This window comes from Klebsiella sp. 10982 (assembly GCF_048589245.1).
Lineage (GTDB): Bacteria > Pseudomonadota > Gammaproteobacteria > Enterobacterales > Enterobacteriaceae > Klebsiella > Klebsiella quasivariicola.
Genome location: NZ_JBMAXV010000003.1, coordinates 238423 through 253938 on the forward strand (window position 1 = coordinate 238423; position 15516 = coordinate 253938).

Consider the following 15516-nt stretch of genomic DNA (forward strand, 5'->3'; position numbering starts at 1 on the left):
TAGCCTGTTATGGAACTTCTCTCTCTCGTCTGGCGCCAGTATCGCTGGCCGTTTCTGGGCGTTATTGCTCTCAGCCTGCTCAGCGCTGCGTTGGGTATCGGCTTAATCGCTTTCATTAACCTGCGGCTGATCACGACTGTCGATATGTCGCTGCGGGTCCTGCCGGAGTTTCTTGGTCTGCTGGGGCTGCTGATGGCGGTGACCCTGGGCTCGCAGCTGGCGCTGACCACCCTCGGCCACCATTTTGTCTATCGTCTGCGCGGTGAGTTTGTTAAACGCATTCTCGATACCCAGATTGAACAAGTAGAGAAGATCGGCAGTGCGTCGCTGCTTGCCGGGCTGACCAGCGATATCCGCAATATCACCATCGCCTTTGTGCGCCTGCCGGAGCTGGTGCAGGGGATCATTCTCACCTTCGGCTCCGCGGCCTACCTCGCCTGGCTGTCAGGTAAAATGATGCTGGTGACTGCCCTGTGGATGGCGCTCACCATCTGGGGCGGTTTTGTGCTGGTGTCGCGGGTGTACAAACATATGGCCAGCCTGCGCGAAACGGAAGATAAACTGTATCACGACTATCAGACGGTGCTGGAGGGGCGTAAAGAGCTGACCCTCAACCGCGAGCGTGCGGAATATGTCTTTAATCAGCTCTACCTCCCGGACGCCCGGGAGTATCGGCACCATATTGTTCGCGCCGATACCTTCCATCTCAGCGCGGTTAACTGGTCGAATATTATGATGCTTGGCGCCATCGGGCTGGTGTTCTGGATGGCCAACAGCCTCGGCTGGGCTGATACCGCGGTGGCGGCAACCTATTCCCTGACGCTGTTGTTTCTGCGTACGCCACTGCTGTCCGCTGTCGGTGCGCTGCCCACCCTGCTCAGCGCTCAGGTGGCATTTAACAAGCTGCGCCAGTTCTCGCTTGCCCCCTACCAGGCCGACTTTCCCCGGCCGCAGGCGCATCCTGACTGGCAGACGCTGGAGCTGCGCGATGTCACCTTCCATTATCCGGACCAGCGCTTTGCCGTAGGGCCGCTTAATCTGACGCTAAAGCGCGGCGAACTGGTGTTTCTGATTGGCGGCAACGGTAGCGGTAAGTCAACGCTGGCGATGCTCCTGACCGGCCTGTATCAGCCGGTTTCCGGACAGATCCTCGTGGATGGCCAGCCGCTGGCAGCGGAGAAACCGGAGGAGTACCGCAAACTGTTCTCCGCGGTGTTTACCGACGTCTGGCTGTTCGACCGCCTGCTCGGGCCGCAGGGCGAGGAGGCCGATTCGGCGCTGGTGGCAACATGGCTGGATCGTTTGCAAATGACTCACAAGCTGCAGCTGGAGAACGGAAAAATCGCCGACCTGCGGTTGTCGAAAGGGCAGAAGAAGCGTGTGGCGCTCCTGCTGGCGCTGGCCGAGTCCCGGGATATCATTCTGCTGGATGAATGGGCGGCGGATCAGGATCCGCATTTCCGCCGCGAGTTCTATCAGGTCCTGCTGCCGCTGATGAAGCAGATGGGGAAAACCGTCTTCGCCATCAGCCATGACGATCACTACTTCCAGCACGCCGATCGTCTGCTGGAAATGCGTGCCGGCCAGCTCGCCGAACTCACCGGTGAAGAGCGTGAACAGGCCTCCCGCGATGCGGTGGCCCGCACGGCCTGACACTCGCCGTGCGCCCGGGGAAAAGCCCGGGCGCCGCTGAAATTTTCAGCGTCTACATCGCTGACGGTTATTATTTCCCCCTCCTCGCGCTATGCTTAAGGCTTCCGGCCCGCAGGCCGGCTCACTATTCTCAAAAGGATTGCCCGATCGATGTCCGTTTTGCATAAAAAAAGCGCCCGCTTGCGTGACGAAGAGCGCGCCCGTCTGATTTGGCTCTTGAGCACCGATAAAGCGGTGACCTCCGCGCTGCTGGGCAAACTGACGCTGGCCGAACGTTACGATGAAGGGACGCTGGCCGATGACCTGGCGGAAGTCGAGATCCTGGTCTCGCATTTGCCGCCGCCGGATCTCGCCGATGCGCTGGAAGCGCTCCCCTATGACGCCCGCACCGCGCTGTGGTGCCTGGTATCCGACGATAAACGCGGCGAGGTGCTGCTGGAAGCCTCAGAAAATGTCTGGGGCGATCTCATCGATAAAATGAGCGACCACGAGCTGCTGCAGGCCATGCAGCCGCTGGATATCGATGAACAGGTTTATCTGCTGCAGCATCTGCCGCGCAACCTGACCGGGCGGCTGCTGGCGACCCTGCCAGCCGAGAAGCGCGCCCGTATTCGCCAGATCATGCGCTACGCCGACAACAGCGTCGGGTCGATCATGGAGTTTGAGGTGATTACGGTGCGGCCGGAGGCTACCCTGGCGGCGGTGCAGCGCTATCTGCGGCGGCTGGGGAAAATGCCGGAGAACACCGATAAGCTGTTCGTCACTACCCGCAATAAGCTGCTGCTCGGCGAGCTGGAGCTGCAGACCATCCTGCTCAATGATGCGCAAAAGCGGGTGGGGGAGGTGATGGAGGGCGATCCGGTCACCTTTCAGCCGCACGAAGAGGCGGAGAAGGTGGCCCGTACCTTTGAACGTGATGACTTACTCAGTGCCGCCGTTATTGATGCTGACGGCAAGCTGATTGGGCGTCTGACCATCGATGAGATCGTCGATGTGGTCTATGAAGAGACCGATAACGATCTGCGCCGGATGGGCGGCCTGAGCGATGAAGAAGATGTCTTCGCCCCGGTCAGCAAAGCGGTGAAAACCCGCTGGGCGTGGCTGGCGGTCAACCTGTGTACGGCGTTTATCGCTTCCAGGGTCATCGACGGCTTTGAACACACCATCTCGCAGTTAGTGGCGCTGGCCTCGCTGATGCCGATCGTTGCCGGCATCGGCGGCAATACCGGCAATCAGACGATCACCATGATCGTCCGGGCGATGGCGCTGCAGCAGATCCAGCCCGGCAGCTTTACCTTCCTGATCCTGCGTGAAATGGGGGTCGCCCTGATTAACGGCCTGGTGTGGGGCGGGATTATGGGCGCCATCACCTGGTGGCTGTATGACGATCCGCAGCTCGGCGGGGTGATGACGCTGGCCATGATGCTCAACCTGTTAATGGCGGCGATGATGGGCGTGATCATTCCGATGGTCATGGTGAAGCTGGGTCGCGACCCGGCGGTCGGCTCCAGCGTAATGATCACCGCCATTACCGACACCGGCGGCTTCTTTATTTTCCTTGGTCTGGCGACGCTGTTTCTGATGTAGCCGGCGCTGTCGCCCGCAGGCGGCGGGGGATGAGCGCCATGGCGACAATCCCCGCCAGCACGCCGATCGCCAGATTGCTGGTTCCCACCGTCGCGGCGACGGTCACCAGCATCACCAGCGTTTCCGGCCACGGATTACGCGCCAGTTCGCTCGGGCGAATACTGTGCCAGCTAAAGGTTTTCACCGCCACAATCACCATTACGCCTGCCAGCACCGCCATCGGGATCTTTGCCATCACCGGGCTGAGCGCCGTCACCAGCAGGAGCAGCACCAGACCGGCGATAACCGTTGAGAGGCGGCTGCGGGCCTGGCCCATTTCCACGTTAACAATGGTCTGGCCGATCATCGCGCAGCCAGCAATACCGCCATAGCAACCGGCAAGGATATTGGCGATACCCAGCCCGGCGCTTTCCCGCGATTTGTTCGACGGGGTGTGGGTGAGATCATCCACCAGCTTAGCCGTCAGCAGGGACTCCATCAGACCGACAAAGGCGATGCTGAGGGCGCACGGCCAGATAATCTGCAGCGTGGTCAGGTTCAGGGGAACGGTCAGGGCGGTAAACCCCGGCAAGCCGCCGCTCATCGAACCTTCATCACCCACGGTCGGCAGCAGCTGGCCGGTGGTCGCGGTATAGAGGGTGAGGGCGACGATGGCAATCAGCGGCGCCGGGATCGCCTTAATAAAGCGCGGCGCCCACAGGACGATAAGCAGGGTCAGGACAAACAGACCGACGATTAACGGTTGTCGAGTCCAGAAATGCGGCACCTGGGCGAAGAAAATCAGGATCCCGAGGGCATTGACGAACCCGGTCATCACCGCCGGGGGAATAAAGCGCATCAGGCGCGCCATGCCGCACAGGCCAAACAAAATTTGAATAATACCCGCCAGAATGACAGCCGGTAAAATGTACCCCACGCCGTGTTGATGCACCATCGGGCCAATCACCAGCGCCACCGAGCCCGCGGCGGCGGTGACCATTGCCGGGCGTCCGCCGAGGACTGACATCGCCAGGCAGAGTACAACGGAAGCAATCAGGCTCACCTGCGGGTCTACGCCAGCAATGACCGAAAACGAAATCACTTCAGGGATTAAAGCGAGCGCAGTGAGCACCCCGGCCAGGACTTCGCGCGTCAGTAGCGACGGAGAACGCAGGATCGGACGCAGGTTGCCGGACGCGGCGGGTTCAGAAATAGGGGGCATAAAAAAAGTTCGCAGCTTATAAAAAAGGAGGCGCGGTGGCAGGTTCGGCTTCCGTGCGGTCTGTCACAAAACCAGGGATGATAGCGCGGAATCCGCCAGGGTACCAGTACAAAAAGTGATTTGGTGTATACATTTATTAAACATTTTTATAACGGATCTCAAAACAGAACTTAAAATTTAAACAATATTTAAATTTTTGAGCTTCGGTGGTAACGTGAGAGGTGAGAATCGTATCACCTGCGCTAAATAAAAACAGCGAGTAAAGTAAGGCTCAAATCCGATGAATAAAAAGATGGCCGTACCACGCTCACAGGCGGTTGGTCCCAACAGCACTCGGACCGACACCCGCCATGAGCAAGAGACGGATGTATTGTTGATTGGCGGCGGCATTATGAGCGCCACACTGGGAACCTGGCTGCAGGAGCTTGAGCCAGACTGGTCTATTACCATGGTTGAGCAGATGTCCAGCGTGGCAGAAGAGAGCTCAAACGGGTGGAACAATGCGGGTACCGGCCACGCGGCGCTGATGGAGCTGAACTATACGCCGCAGACCGCCAACGGCATCAATATCGACAAAGCGGTCGACATCAACGAAGCCTTCCACATCTCGCGTCAGTTCTGGGCGCATCAGGTGACACGCGGCATCCTGAACAAACCAAAATCTTTTATTAACAGCGTGCCACACATGAGCTTTGTGTGGGGCGAAGATAACGTCAATTTCCTGCGTGCGCGCTATGCGGCGCTACAGCAGAGCGAGTTGTTCCGCGGTATTCGCTATTCTGAAGACCATCAGCAGATCAAAGCTTGGGCGCCGCTGGTGATGGAAGGCCGCGACCCGCTGCAAAAGGTGGCTGCCACTCGCACTGAAGTCGGGACTGACGTCAACTATGGCGAAATCACCCGCCAGCTGATCGCCGGCCTGCAAACGCATGATAATTTCTCCCTGCAGCTGGGCACCGTGGTGCGTCGCTTCAAGCGTAACGCCGACAAGAGCTGGACGGTCACTCTGGCGGATGCTGACAACCGTCGTCAAAAGCGAGTCATTAAAGCGAAATTTATCTTTATCGGCGCCGGCGGCGCGGCGCTGACGCTGCTGCAAGAGACCGGCATTCCACAGGCCAAAGAGTATGCGGGCTTCCCGGTCGGCGGCCAGTTCCTGGTTTGTGAAAATCCGGAGGTGGTGAACCACCATCTGGCGAAGGTTTACGGCCAGGCCGAAGTGGGGGCGCCACCGATGTCGGTGCCGCACATCGATACCCGTATTATCGACGGTAAACGCGTGGTGCTGTTCGGGCCATTCGCCACCTTCTCGACCCGCTTCCTGAAGAACGGTTCATTGTGGGACCTGCTGGCCTCGACGAATACCTCGAATATTCTGCCGATGCTCAACGTCGGCCTGGATAACTTCGATCTGGTGAAATACCTGATTAGTCAGGTGATGCAGAAAGATAAAGATCGTCTGGCCGCGCTATGTGAATACTATCCGGAAGCACGGAAAGAAGACTGGCGGTTGTGGCAGGCCGGTCAGCGCGTGCAGATCATCAAGCGCGATGCGAAGAAAGGTGGGGTACTGCGTCTGGGCACGGAAGTGGTCAGCGATGACGAAGGCACTGTCGCCGCGCTGTTGGGCGCGTCGCCTGGCGCCTCCACCGCGGCGCCTATCATGCTGCAGCTGATGGAGAAAGTGTTCAAAGACAAAGTCAACTCGCCGGAATGGCAGGCCAAGCTGAAGGCGATCATTCCGACTTACGGTATCCGCCTTGATGGCAACCCGGTGGAGATCGAGAAAGCGCTGGCGTGGACCAGTGAAGTGCTGGAGCTGAAATATGAGCCAGCCGGGGCGATGGATGAGGCCCCGCAGGTGGAGCTTAAGCCGCTGAGCGGCGGCAAGCCGATGGCGGATATCGCGCTCTGACAAAAACGGCAGCCTGCGGGCTGCCGTTTTTTATTGTCGGTTTGATGGTTTGCCTTAGCGGACGACGGCGTTGCCGATAGTCTCGTCGGCGCGCCAGATGCGATATTTCACATCGACATTGGTCGGCGTGTATACCACGATCGGCAGTTTGCTGTTGTAGCGCAGCATGGCGTCATCCCCGAGGCCGGCAGTGACAAATTTCTTCTCTTTTTTGCCGTCCGGGCAGGCCATCATGGTGGAGACCGGGCCGCTCAGCTTCTCAAAGACATAGTAGTCATAGCCCCAGCCTTCCAGGGTTTTACTTTCCAGTTCCCCGCCGAGACGATGATGGTTGCAGTCGACTTCCAGCGTCTGGCCGATCATCAGCTCAACCTTGAGCGCCGACTCATCCTGCTGCTGCGGCAACTGAATAACCTGACGCTTCATGCCTTTTTCCGCTTTCGGGAACGGCGCGACTTTTTCCAGCGGCTGGTCTGCGGCCAGAGCGCCGGCAGACATGCAGGCGGCGGTCAGCAGAGAAACGGCTAGCGTAGTGATTTTTTTCACGGTTGATCATCCTTTATTTTCGTTCCTGACTGATACAGCCTATCATTGCTTTGCTGAATGTTAAGTTTTATTTACTAATTTTTTCAAAATGAATAGTGTTATGTACTGGCCAAACCTGGCGCCGCGGTAGCGCTGGCGGACCAGGGAAGCTATTCATTACGGCTATTTTTTGCTTCCTCAATAAACTCTTCGTCAATTTCATCCGTGTTGCCGGCGTGTTCCCGTCCCGACAGCAGGTTCCAGCAGGCGATAAACAAGGCGGCGATCAGCGGGCCGATCACAAAACCGTTGATACCGTAGATTTCCATGCCGCCGAGAGTGGCGATCAGGATCAGGTAGTCCGGCATCCTGGTATCCTTGCCCACCAGCAGCGGACGCAGAATGTTGTCCACCAGGCCAATCACAATCACAAAGAAGCCAACGATAAAGGCCCCCTGCCACAGCTGCCCGGTGGCGAAGAGATAAATCGCCGCCGGTACCCAGATAATGGCCGAGCCTACCGCCGGGATAAGCGACAGGAAGGCCATCAGCGCCCCCCAGAGAATGCTGCCGTCCAGACCGGCAACCCAAAAGGCAAAGCTGCCCAGTGCCCCCTGCGCCAGCGCCACGGCGACGGTGCCTTTCACCGTCGCGCGAGCCACCGCGGCGAATTTTGCGAACAGGTGCTGCTTCACATAGCTCGATAGCGGCAGAGACTCAAGGATCAACAGCACCAGGTAAGGTCCATCCTTCAGCAGGAAAAACAGCAGGTACAGCATAATGCCGAAGCTGACGGTGAAGCCAAAGGTCCCTTTACCAATCATAAAGGCGCTGCCCGCCAGGTATTGACCCCCTTTCAAAGCGGCATCGGAGAGGTGCTGCTGGATCTGCTGTGCGCTATCGAGGTTATGCTCGGCCAGGAAGCTTCTGGCCCAGCCCGGGAGGTGGGCGAACAGGCTGGCGACCACCGTCGGGAACTGGGTGTCGTTATGCTGCAGTTTGCTGTATACCAGATTCAGCTCGTAGGCCAGTGACGACAGAATAATCGCCAGTGGTGTAAACACGATAAGACAGATAATGACGACGGTCATCAGGGCCGCGAGGCCATTGCGTTCGCCGAGGCGGGTACGGATCTTGTTTTTGACCGGATTAAAAATCACCGCGAGGATTGCAGCCCAGAGGATGGCGGAATAATAGGGTGAGAGAACATCGAAAAAGGCCAGGGTCACAATAAAGACGATAAGGATGAAAAATCCTTTTGTAAGTCCATTAACTCTCATGTTATCCGCTCCTGCTTATGAGTCATACATTCGAATAATAGATGCTACGACGTAATTTACCATCAGGATAGTCGCACTCTTAACGATTAACGATGTGACGCAGAAAGGGGGAACCTCAGCGGGCGGGGGACGGCAAACGTCAAAAACAGGCATAAAAAAACCAGCCATTAAGGCTGGTTTCTGTGGAGTTTTTGGTCGGCACGAGAGGATTTGAACCTCCGACCCCCGACACCCCATGACGGTGCGCTACCAGGCTGCGCTACGTGCCGACGCGTGGGGAACAATATTACCCGTTCCCCAGGCGAATGCAAGCGGGGGGCGCGCGATTGATTCATAATTAATCAATCAGTTAGCGATAAAGCGTTTTTCATCGGTCAGGACCTGCAGCAACAGGCTGAGCTGCGGTTTCTGATCTTTGATTTTCTCACCGTCGCGGCTCCAGGTGGTGTAGGTGCCGTTATGGTTGAGGACCACGGTAATGGTCGGGGTGGTGATGGCCAGCGTATCGCCGTTGGCCGCGGTGACCCAGTTCCGACGTCGCGCGGCGCTGAACAGATCTTCACCCTGCGAGTACTCATTGGCCGGCGTCGAAACGTGAAGCAGACGCTGCATCAGCGTGGTCATCACATCTTTGTTATCGGTCAGGGTGGCAATTTCCTGCGCCGGCGTGCCCGGCCAGTGAATCACCAGCGGCACCTGCAGCTGCTCGCGCGACCAGTCAAAGCGATCGCTTTTCGCATTCAGCGCCTTGCCGTGGCCGCCGGTGATGATCACCACCGTATTATCGAGCTTGCCGGCTTCACGCAGCGCGGTCAGCACACGATCGATCTGGGCGTCGACGTCACCTGCCGCCTTGCTGTAACGGCGGACAAAGCCCTGCTGCTGCGTGTCGTCGAGGGTGGTGCCGTTGAGCGAGATCCACGAGAACCAGCGATTCTCATCCTGCGCGTAACGGTCCAGCCAGCCGATCCACTGATTGGCCGTCTGCTCGTCGCTCTGGGTCTTCGCGCTCGGCAGCGAGAAATCGGAGAGCAGCGCCTGGCGATACAGCGGGCTGCTAAACCCATCGGAGGAGAAGAGGCCCAGCTGGTAGCCCTGCTGGTTGAGGGCGGTAATCAGCGCGGCGGGAATACGCGCCGAGAGGACACCGTCCATATAGCCAGGCGAAATACCGTAGAACAAGCCAAACAGGCCGCTGTCGGCGGTATTGCCCGAGCTCATATGCTGGGTAAAGTTAACGTTTTCTTTGGCAAATGCCGCCAGCGCCGGCATGGTCTTTTCAAACCGCGAGTAGTTCAGGTTGTCGACGGTGATCAGCAGCACGTTGTAGCCCGCGCCGAGGTCACGGTAGCGCAGGTTGCTAAGCGGATACTGGACCGATACCGCCTCCGGCGCCCCTTGCTCCACCAGACGACGCTGATAATCCTGGGCGTCGAGCAGGCCATGTTTCTCAAGGAAACGACGGGCGGTCATCGGATAGGAGAGCGGCAGATTCGCCCGCTGCATAGTGATCGGGCGATAGAAATTGGCGTCCGCCCAGATATAGACCAGGTGGCTGCTGACGAACGACAAAAAGAAGAACCAGGCGACCGGGCGGGCGTAATGGCGGCGGCGCGTCAGGCTGCGCAGCTTTTGCCAGCTCCAGGTGGCGAAGAGCATCTCAATCAAAAAGATGACCGGGACGCTGATAAACATCAGCTGCCAGTCGCGCGCCATCTCATTCTGGTCAGGGTTGATGACCAGCTCCCAGACGACCGGGTTTAAGTGCAGATGGAAGCGGGTAAAAACCTCGCTGTCTATCAGCAGCAGCGTCATCCCGGCGGTGGCAAGGATCACCGACAGGAAGCGCATCAGGCGCTGCGAGACCACGATAAAGGTCAACGGAAAGAGGATTAGCACATAGCTGGTAAACACCAGAAAGCTGAAATGCCCGACGAGACTGACGTACGAAAAAAGTCGTCCGGCAAGCGTCGTCGGCCAGTCGGCGACAAAAAGGTAGCGGCTGCCGAGCACCATGGCCAACAACATGTTGAACAGGGCGAACCAGTGCCCCCAGCTAACCATCTGGGAGACTTTTTCTCGGTAGGGCTGACGTAGAGTCACCATATACTGTTGCTGTTATCCTTAATGCGCTGGATCGTCGTTAATCGAAGATTGCAAAGCCTGCGCGAAAGAACGGGCGATGGCCTGACGCTGCGCCGGCGCGACGCTACTGTTGATCAGGTTGGTCACCATATTGCCTAACACCATCAGTGAAAGGTCAACCGGGGCTTTGTGTGATTCCAGGACGTTCGTCAGCTCGCTGAGCAACTGTTCGACCTGTTGATCGCTATAGCGGGAAATTTGCGGCATAAACTCAAAATCTGTTTGTTCGTGAAAGGGCAACATATTACCGTAGCAGCAGCTTTTTTTCCGCATTTTTTCGCCGCGGCGCAAAAGCGTACCGATCGTCGTTGATGACGGCGAAATGGGTCGCGCCAGTTGCGTCAGCAACCCGGCGGTGGTTGAATACCGCCCGGTCTAAAAGGAGAGTTTAACATGAGTCTGGATATCGACCAGATTGCCCTGCATCAGTTAATCAAACGTGATGAACAAAATCTGGAGCTGGTGCTGCGCGAGTCACTGCTGGAGCCGAACGCCACGGTTGTCGAGATGATGGCTGAACTGCACCGGGTCTATAGCGCCAAAAGCAAAGCCTATGGCCTGTTCAATGAAGAGAGCGAACTGGCGCAGGCGCTGCGCCTGCAGCGTCAGGGCGAAGAAGCGTTTCTGGCGTTCAGCCGCGCGGCCACGGGTCGCCTGCGCGATGAGCTGGCGAAATACCCGTTCGCTGAAGGGGGCATTGTGCTCTTCTGCCAGTATCGTTACCTGGCGGTCGAATATCTGCTGGTGGCGGTGCTCAATAACCTGAGCAGTATGCGCGTCAACGAAGAGCTGGATATCCGCTCGACCCATTATCTGGATATTAACCATGCCGATATCGTCGCGCGCATCGATCTCACCGAGTGGGAAACCAACCCGGAATCGACCCGCTACCTGACCTTCCTCAAGGGGCGAGTAGGGCGCAAAGTGGCCGATTTCTTTATGGATTTCCTCGGTGCCAGCGAAGGCCTCAACGCCAAAGCGCAGAACCGTGGCCTGCTGCAGGCGGTGGACGATTTTGCCGCCGATGCGCAGCTTGATAAATCCGAGCGGCAAAATGTACGTCAGCAGGTCTACGCGTACTGCAACGAACAGCTGCAGGCCGGGGAAGAGATTGAACTGGAGTCGCTGTCCAAAGAGCTTGCCGGCGTCAGCGAAAAAAGTTTTCAGGAATTCACCGCCGAGCAGGGCTATGAGCTGGAAGAGAGCTTCCCGGCGGATCGCAGCACCTTACGTCAGCTGACTAAGTTTGCCGGCAGCGGCGGCGGATTGACCATTAACTTCGACGCGATGCTGTTAGGTGAACGCGTATTCTGGGATCCCGCCACCGATACCCTGACCATCAAGGGTACCCCGCCGAATCTGCGCGACCAGCTGCAGCGCCGGACGTCCGGCGGCAACTAAGCGCCGCACTTCGTCGACGCTACCGCTAAACCGGGATAATCTCCACGCCGCTCTGCACCAGCTGCTGGCGCAGCGCGGTGTCAGGTTCCCCATCGACGATAAGCGTACTGGCGATGCTCAGCTCGCCGATGGCAAAGGCCGACGCGGCGTTGAGCTTCTCCCGGGAGGCCATCACCACGGTTTCTGCGGCTCTGGCCGCCAGCGCACGTTTGATACCCGCCTCTTCATAATCACCGGTGGTGAACCCCGCCCGCGGGTGGACGCCGGTCACCCCCATAAAGAACAGATCGGCATTGATCCGCGCCATGCTCGCCAGCGTCTCGGCGCCGACGGCGACAACCGAATGTTTAAACACTTTGCCCCCGAGCAGGATCACCTCGATTCGCGGGTGGTCCACCAGCGCCACGGCAATGCCGGGGCTGTGGGTGACCACCGTGCAGCTGAGATCGGCAGGTAAAAAGCCGATCAGCGCTGCGGTGGTGGTACCGCCATCGACAATCACCACCTGTCCTGGCTGGATCAGGGCGGCGGCGGCGCGGGCCACCGCCTGCTTGGAGGCAATCTGCACGTTTTTGCGCGTTTCAATTGGCGCAATGGCGGCGGATACCGGCAATGCCCCGCCGTGGACCCGCTGCAGTTTTCCCTCCGCCGCCAGCTCGCGCAGATCGCGGCGAATGGAGTCCTCGGAAACGTTAAACCGCTGGCTTAACTCTCCGGACATCACCTGTTTTTCCTCGGCGAGGATCTGGAGGATCTGCTGTTTTCTCTGACTGGCGAGCATCGGTTTTCCTTCTCGGGTGATCTTGTTTCTGCACGATTATGCATGTTATGGTGCCTGCTGTCACCTTAAAGGGGAAATAACATGCAAACACACGCACCGCACGTCCGCCACGTTCGCGAGACGCTGCTCTCTGACAACTGGTACACCCTGAAAAAATACACCTTCGAACTGCTGCGACGGGACGGTCGCTGGCAGGAACAGAGCCGGGAGGCCTATGACCGGGGCAACGGCGCGGTCATTTTACTTTACAACCGGGAAAAGCGGACGGTGGTCCTCACCCGCCAGTTCCGTTTTCCGGTGTTTACTCATGGTCACGACGGATATCTCATTGAGGCGGCCGCCGGGCTGCTGGATAACGCCTCGCCGGAAGCGCGGATCGTTGCCGAAGCGGAAGAGGAGACCGGTTTTCGCGTGACGCGCGTCGAGCCCGTCTTCACCGTCTTTATGAGTCCCGGCTCCGTCACCGAAAAACTCTACTTTTTTATCGCCGAATATCAGGCTGATGACCGGCAGGGTGACGGCGGCGGGCTGGCGGCGGAAGGTGAGGACATTGAAGTGCTGGAGTGGCCGCTGGCGCGGGCGCTGCAGGCCATTCGCGATGGCGAGATCATGGATGCTAAAACGATAATGCTGTTGCAGCATCTGGCACTAAATGCCGATACGCTCCTCGCCGGTTAAGGTCGTGGGCGGCGCAGATAACAAAACGCCCCGGAGCCAAAGACTCCGGGGCGTTTGCCATACAACTTGTTAGCGGCGATTACGCGCGAACGAAGTCGATGTGGGTCAGTTTCGGCTTGAACGCGTGACGCTGAACAGCCTGAACTTTAACTTTCTCTTCTTTGCCATCAACAACCAGGGTCAGAACTTCGCCGTAGAACTCAGCTTTGTCCTGCATGTTCCATACTTTGTCGTGGTCCAGTTCGATAGCAACCGGAGCAGCTTCGCCACCGTAGATGATTGCCGGGAACTTGTTAGCTGCGCGCAGGCGGCGGCTCGCACCCTTACCCTGCTCTTTACGTACTTCTGCGTTGATAGTAAACATTGATGTCTCTCTATATATAAAGCCTGCTACAGGCGACCCAGCAACAGGCGGATTATCTGCTCTGCGAATGCAAAAGCGGGCGGCATTATAGCCGCCAAACGACACCCGGGCAATCAAAACCTCAGCTTTTGGCTGATTAACGCAGCTCGTTGGCGCGACGAAAACGCCCCTGATAATCGAATACTTTTTCCCGCACCTGCCAGTACTGCCCCTTCATCCGGGCGACGACAAAGTCCGGATGGCGCAGCAGCGCCTGCTGGGCCACGATATCCGCTGGCGTTATCCAGCGCAGCGGCACCCCCGGGGTGCGGGTATGCGGGCGGATAAACAGCTGCTCAAAGGCGGTGCGCTGGGCGGGCGTCTGCAGACGGAAGCGCTCACTGACGTCCGCCCCGTCTTCATCGTAGTAGGTGATTTTCAGCCACGGGCCTTTTTCGTCACCGCCGTGCTGTAGCACCATGCCGCTGCAGCGCAGCACCAGCGCATCCTTCAGCTTTAGCGCCGCCTTCAGCATATCGTCCGGGTCGACCAAAATCGTGTCGCACTCCCGGCAGCGGCGGGCGGCGATGTCGTTTTCCGCGTTGCACTGCGGGCAGTTCTTGAAGCGAAAGCGGAAGTCGCACTGTTCGCGGTGGCCGTCATCATCCTCGAACCAGCCCTGACAGCGGCGGCCAAAATGCTCAATCAAGGTACCGTCGGCGGTGGTTTTGCCCCAGAAGGTATTGGCGAAGCCGCAGGCCGGGCAGAAGACCTGCACCGGCACGTTGTCGCTTTTGCCCTTCGGCGTCCCCACCTCCGGGGCGTACAGGTCATGCGGGTTGCCGGCGTAGTCGAGGATCAGGCAGTCGGTTTTCCCCGGCGCCAGGCGCAGGCCGCGGCCAACGATTTGTTGGTAAAGGCTCACCGACTCGGTGGGGCGGAGGATGGCAATCAGGTCGACGTGCGGAGCATCGAAACCGGTGGTCAGCACCGCGACGTTCACCAGATAGCGATACGCCTGCGCTTTAAACGCCTCGATGATCCGATCCCGCTCCGGCCCCGGCGTTTCGCCGGTGATCAGCGCCGCCTGGCCTGCTGGCAGCAGGCCGGTCACTTCCCGGGCGTGTTCTACGGTGGCGGCGAAGATCATCACCCCTTTGCGGTTTTCGGCAAACTCTACGATCTGGCTGACGATATGCGGCGTAATGCGCTGCTGTTTTTTCAGCTCGTGGTTAAGGTCGGCTTCGCTGAACAGGCCGTTGCTCTGTGGCTGCAGGCGGCTGAAATCGTACTGCACCACCGGCATATCGAGGCGTTCCGGCGGCGTCAGGTAGCCATGCTTAATCATATAGCGCAGCGGTAGCTCATAGATGCAGTCGCGGAACAGGGCCTTTTCATCGCCGCGCACCATCCCGTGGTAGTGGAACTGATAGATCCATCCCTTGCCGAGGCGGAATGGGGTCGCCGTCAGGCCGAGCAGCCGGAGCTGGGGATTGACCTGCCGCAGGTGGCCGATGATCTGCTGATACTGGCTGTCGTCGTCATCGCTGATACGGTGGCATTCATCGACGATGAGCAGCGAAAATTCGCTGCGAAACTGGTCAAGATTGCGCGCCACCGACTGCACGCTGCCGAACACCACTTTGCCGTGGCTCTCTTTACGTTGCAGACCGGCGGCAAAGATATCAGCCTCGAGGCCAAGGGCGCAGTATTTCGCATGGTTCTGCGCCACCAGCTCTTTGACGTGGGCCAGCACCAGCACGCGTCCGCGGGCCAGCCGGGCAAGCTCGGCGATCACCAGGCTTTTGCCGGCACCGGTGGGCAGAACAATGGCCGCTGGCTCGGTATGACGACGGAACCAGGCGAGGGTGGCATCGACGGCTTCTTGTTGGTAGGGGCGTAATGTAAAAGTCATGAATTCACGGGGCTAATTAACTCGCGAATAGTATGCCATGAATCTTTTCCCTTGAGTGGTGTTAAGAGCCCGTTATACTAGCCAGTGAAATT

Annotated in this window: 13 protein-coding genes and 1 tRNA gene; 5 read left to right on the forward strand and 9 right to left on the reverse strand. The window is 58.4% G+C overall.

Features of this window, described 5'->3' with window-relative positions:
- The first annotated feature begins 9 nt into the window (after window positions 1-9).
- Window positions 10-1653, forward strand: a complete 1644-nt coding sequence (locus tag ACKLKD_RS04270) for a multidrug ABC transporter permease/ATP-binding protein (protein ID WP_025711615.1) — start codon at window positions 10-12, stop codon at window positions 1651-1653.
- A gap of 150 nt (window positions 1654-1803) precedes the next feature.
- Complete coding sequence (gene mgtE / locus ACKLKD_RS04275) at window positions 1804-3240, forward strand: magnesium transporter (protein WP_080896925.1); 1437 nt, start codon at window positions 1804-1806, stop codon at window positions 3238-3240.
- On the opposite strand, the gene ACKLKD_RS04280 is transcribed toward mgtE, so the two are convergent.
- The gene (locus ACKLKD_RS04280; RefSeq protein ID WP_025711618.1) at window positions 3203-4441 is read right to left on the reverse strand and encodes a SulP family inorganic anion transporter; all 1239 of its coding nucleotides are present in this window, start codon (window positions 4439-4441) and stop codon (window positions 3203-3205) included. The genes mgtE and ACKLKD_RS04280 overlap by 38 nt on opposite strands.
- Window positions 4442-4721: 280 nt before the next feature.
- On the opposite strand from ACKLKD_RS04280, the gene mqo reads away from it, so the two are divergent.
- Entirely contained in the window at window positions 4722-6356 is a 1635-nt protein-coding gene (mqo, locus tag ACKLKD_RS04285; RefSeq protein WP_087806191.1) for a malate dehydrogenase (quinone), read from the forward strand.
- Between the two features lie 54 nt (window positions 6357-6410).
- On the opposite strand, the gene eco is transcribed toward mqo, so the two are convergent.
- The 5 genes from eco to ACKLKD_RS04310 all read right to left on the reverse strand — a co-directional run bounded on the left by eco (window position 6411) and on the right by ACKLKD_RS04310 (window position 10513).
- On the reverse strand, window positions 6411-6902 hold the full coding sequence (eco, locus tag ACKLKD_RS04290) for a serine protease inhibitor ecotin (RefSeq protein WP_025711620.1): 492 nt from the start codon (window positions 6900-6902) through the stop codon (window positions 6411-6413).
- 149 nt (window positions 6903-7051) lie between these two features.
- A complete protein-coding gene (locus ACKLKD_RS04295; RefSeq protein WP_087806193.1) occupies window positions 7052-8161 on the reverse strand; it encodes an AI-2E family transporter in 1110 nt (369 codons plus the stop codon).
- A 192-nt stretch (window positions 8162-8353) separates the two neighbouring features.
- Window positions 8354-8430: transfer RNA gene (locus ACKLKD_RS04300), tRNA-Pro, on the reverse strand.
- Window positions 8431-8506: 76 nt separating this feature from the next.
- Window positions 8507-10267 (reverse strand): LPS biosynthesis-modulating metalloenzyme YejM, encoded by a 1761-nt coding sequence (yejM, locus tag ACKLKD_RS04305; protein WP_087806195.1) that lies wholly within the window; start codon window positions 10265-10267, stop codon window positions 8507-8509.
- Window positions 10268-10285: 18 nt separating this feature from the next.
- Window positions 10286-10513: a YejL family protein gene (locus ACKLKD_RS04310; protein WP_004195346.1), complete on the reverse strand. Its 228-nt coding sequence runs from the start codon at window positions 10511-10513 to the stop codon at window positions 10286-10288.
- Window positions 10514-10699: 186 nt separating this feature from the next.
- On the opposite strand from ACKLKD_RS04310, the gene yejK reads away from it, so the two are divergent.
- Window positions 10700-11707 carry a nucleoid-associated protein YejK gene (gene yejK, locus ACKLKD_RS04315; protein ID WP_025711624.1) on the forward strand — a complete coding sequence of 336 codons (1008 nt, stop codon included), beginning with the start codon at window positions 10700-10702 and terminating at the stop codon, window positions 11705-11707.
- A gap of 25 nt (window positions 11708-11732) precedes the next feature.
- Here the strand turns inward: yejK and ACKLKD_RS04320 are convergent, their stop codons facing one another.
- Window positions 11733-12488, reverse strand: coding sequence for a DeoR/GlpR family DNA-binding transcription regulator (locus ACKLKD_RS04320; RefSeq protein ID WP_087806197.1), 756 nt, complete (start codon window positions 12486-12488; stop codon window positions 11733-11735).
- 81 nt (window positions 12489-12569) lie between these two features.
- Between ACKLKD_RS04320 and ACKLKD_RS04325 the strand changes: the two genes are divergently transcribed.
- Window positions 12570-13166, forward strand: coding sequence for an NUDIX domain-containing protein (locus ACKLKD_RS04325; RefSeq protein WP_025711625.1), 597 nt, complete (start codon window positions 12570-12572; stop codon window positions 13164-13166).
- 79 nt (window positions 13167-13245) lie between these two features.
- On the opposite strand, the gene rplY is transcribed toward ACKLKD_RS04325, so the two are convergent.
- Both rplY and ACKLKD_RS04335 read right to left on the reverse strand, forming a co-directional pair.
- A complete protein-coding gene (gene rplY, locus ACKLKD_RS04330; RefSeq protein ID WP_020078271.1) occupies window positions 13246-13530 on the reverse strand; it encodes a 50S ribosomal protein L25 in 285 nt (94 codons plus the stop codon).
- Between the two features lie 136 nt (window positions 13531-13666).
- The gene (locus ACKLKD_RS04335; RefSeq protein ID WP_080896929.1) at window positions 13667-15424 is read right to left on the reverse strand and encodes a DEAD/DEAH box helicase; all 1758 of its coding nucleotides are present in this window, start codon (window positions 15422-15424) and stop codon (window positions 13667-13669) included.
- Between the last annotated feature and the right edge of the window lie 92 nt (window positions 15425-15516).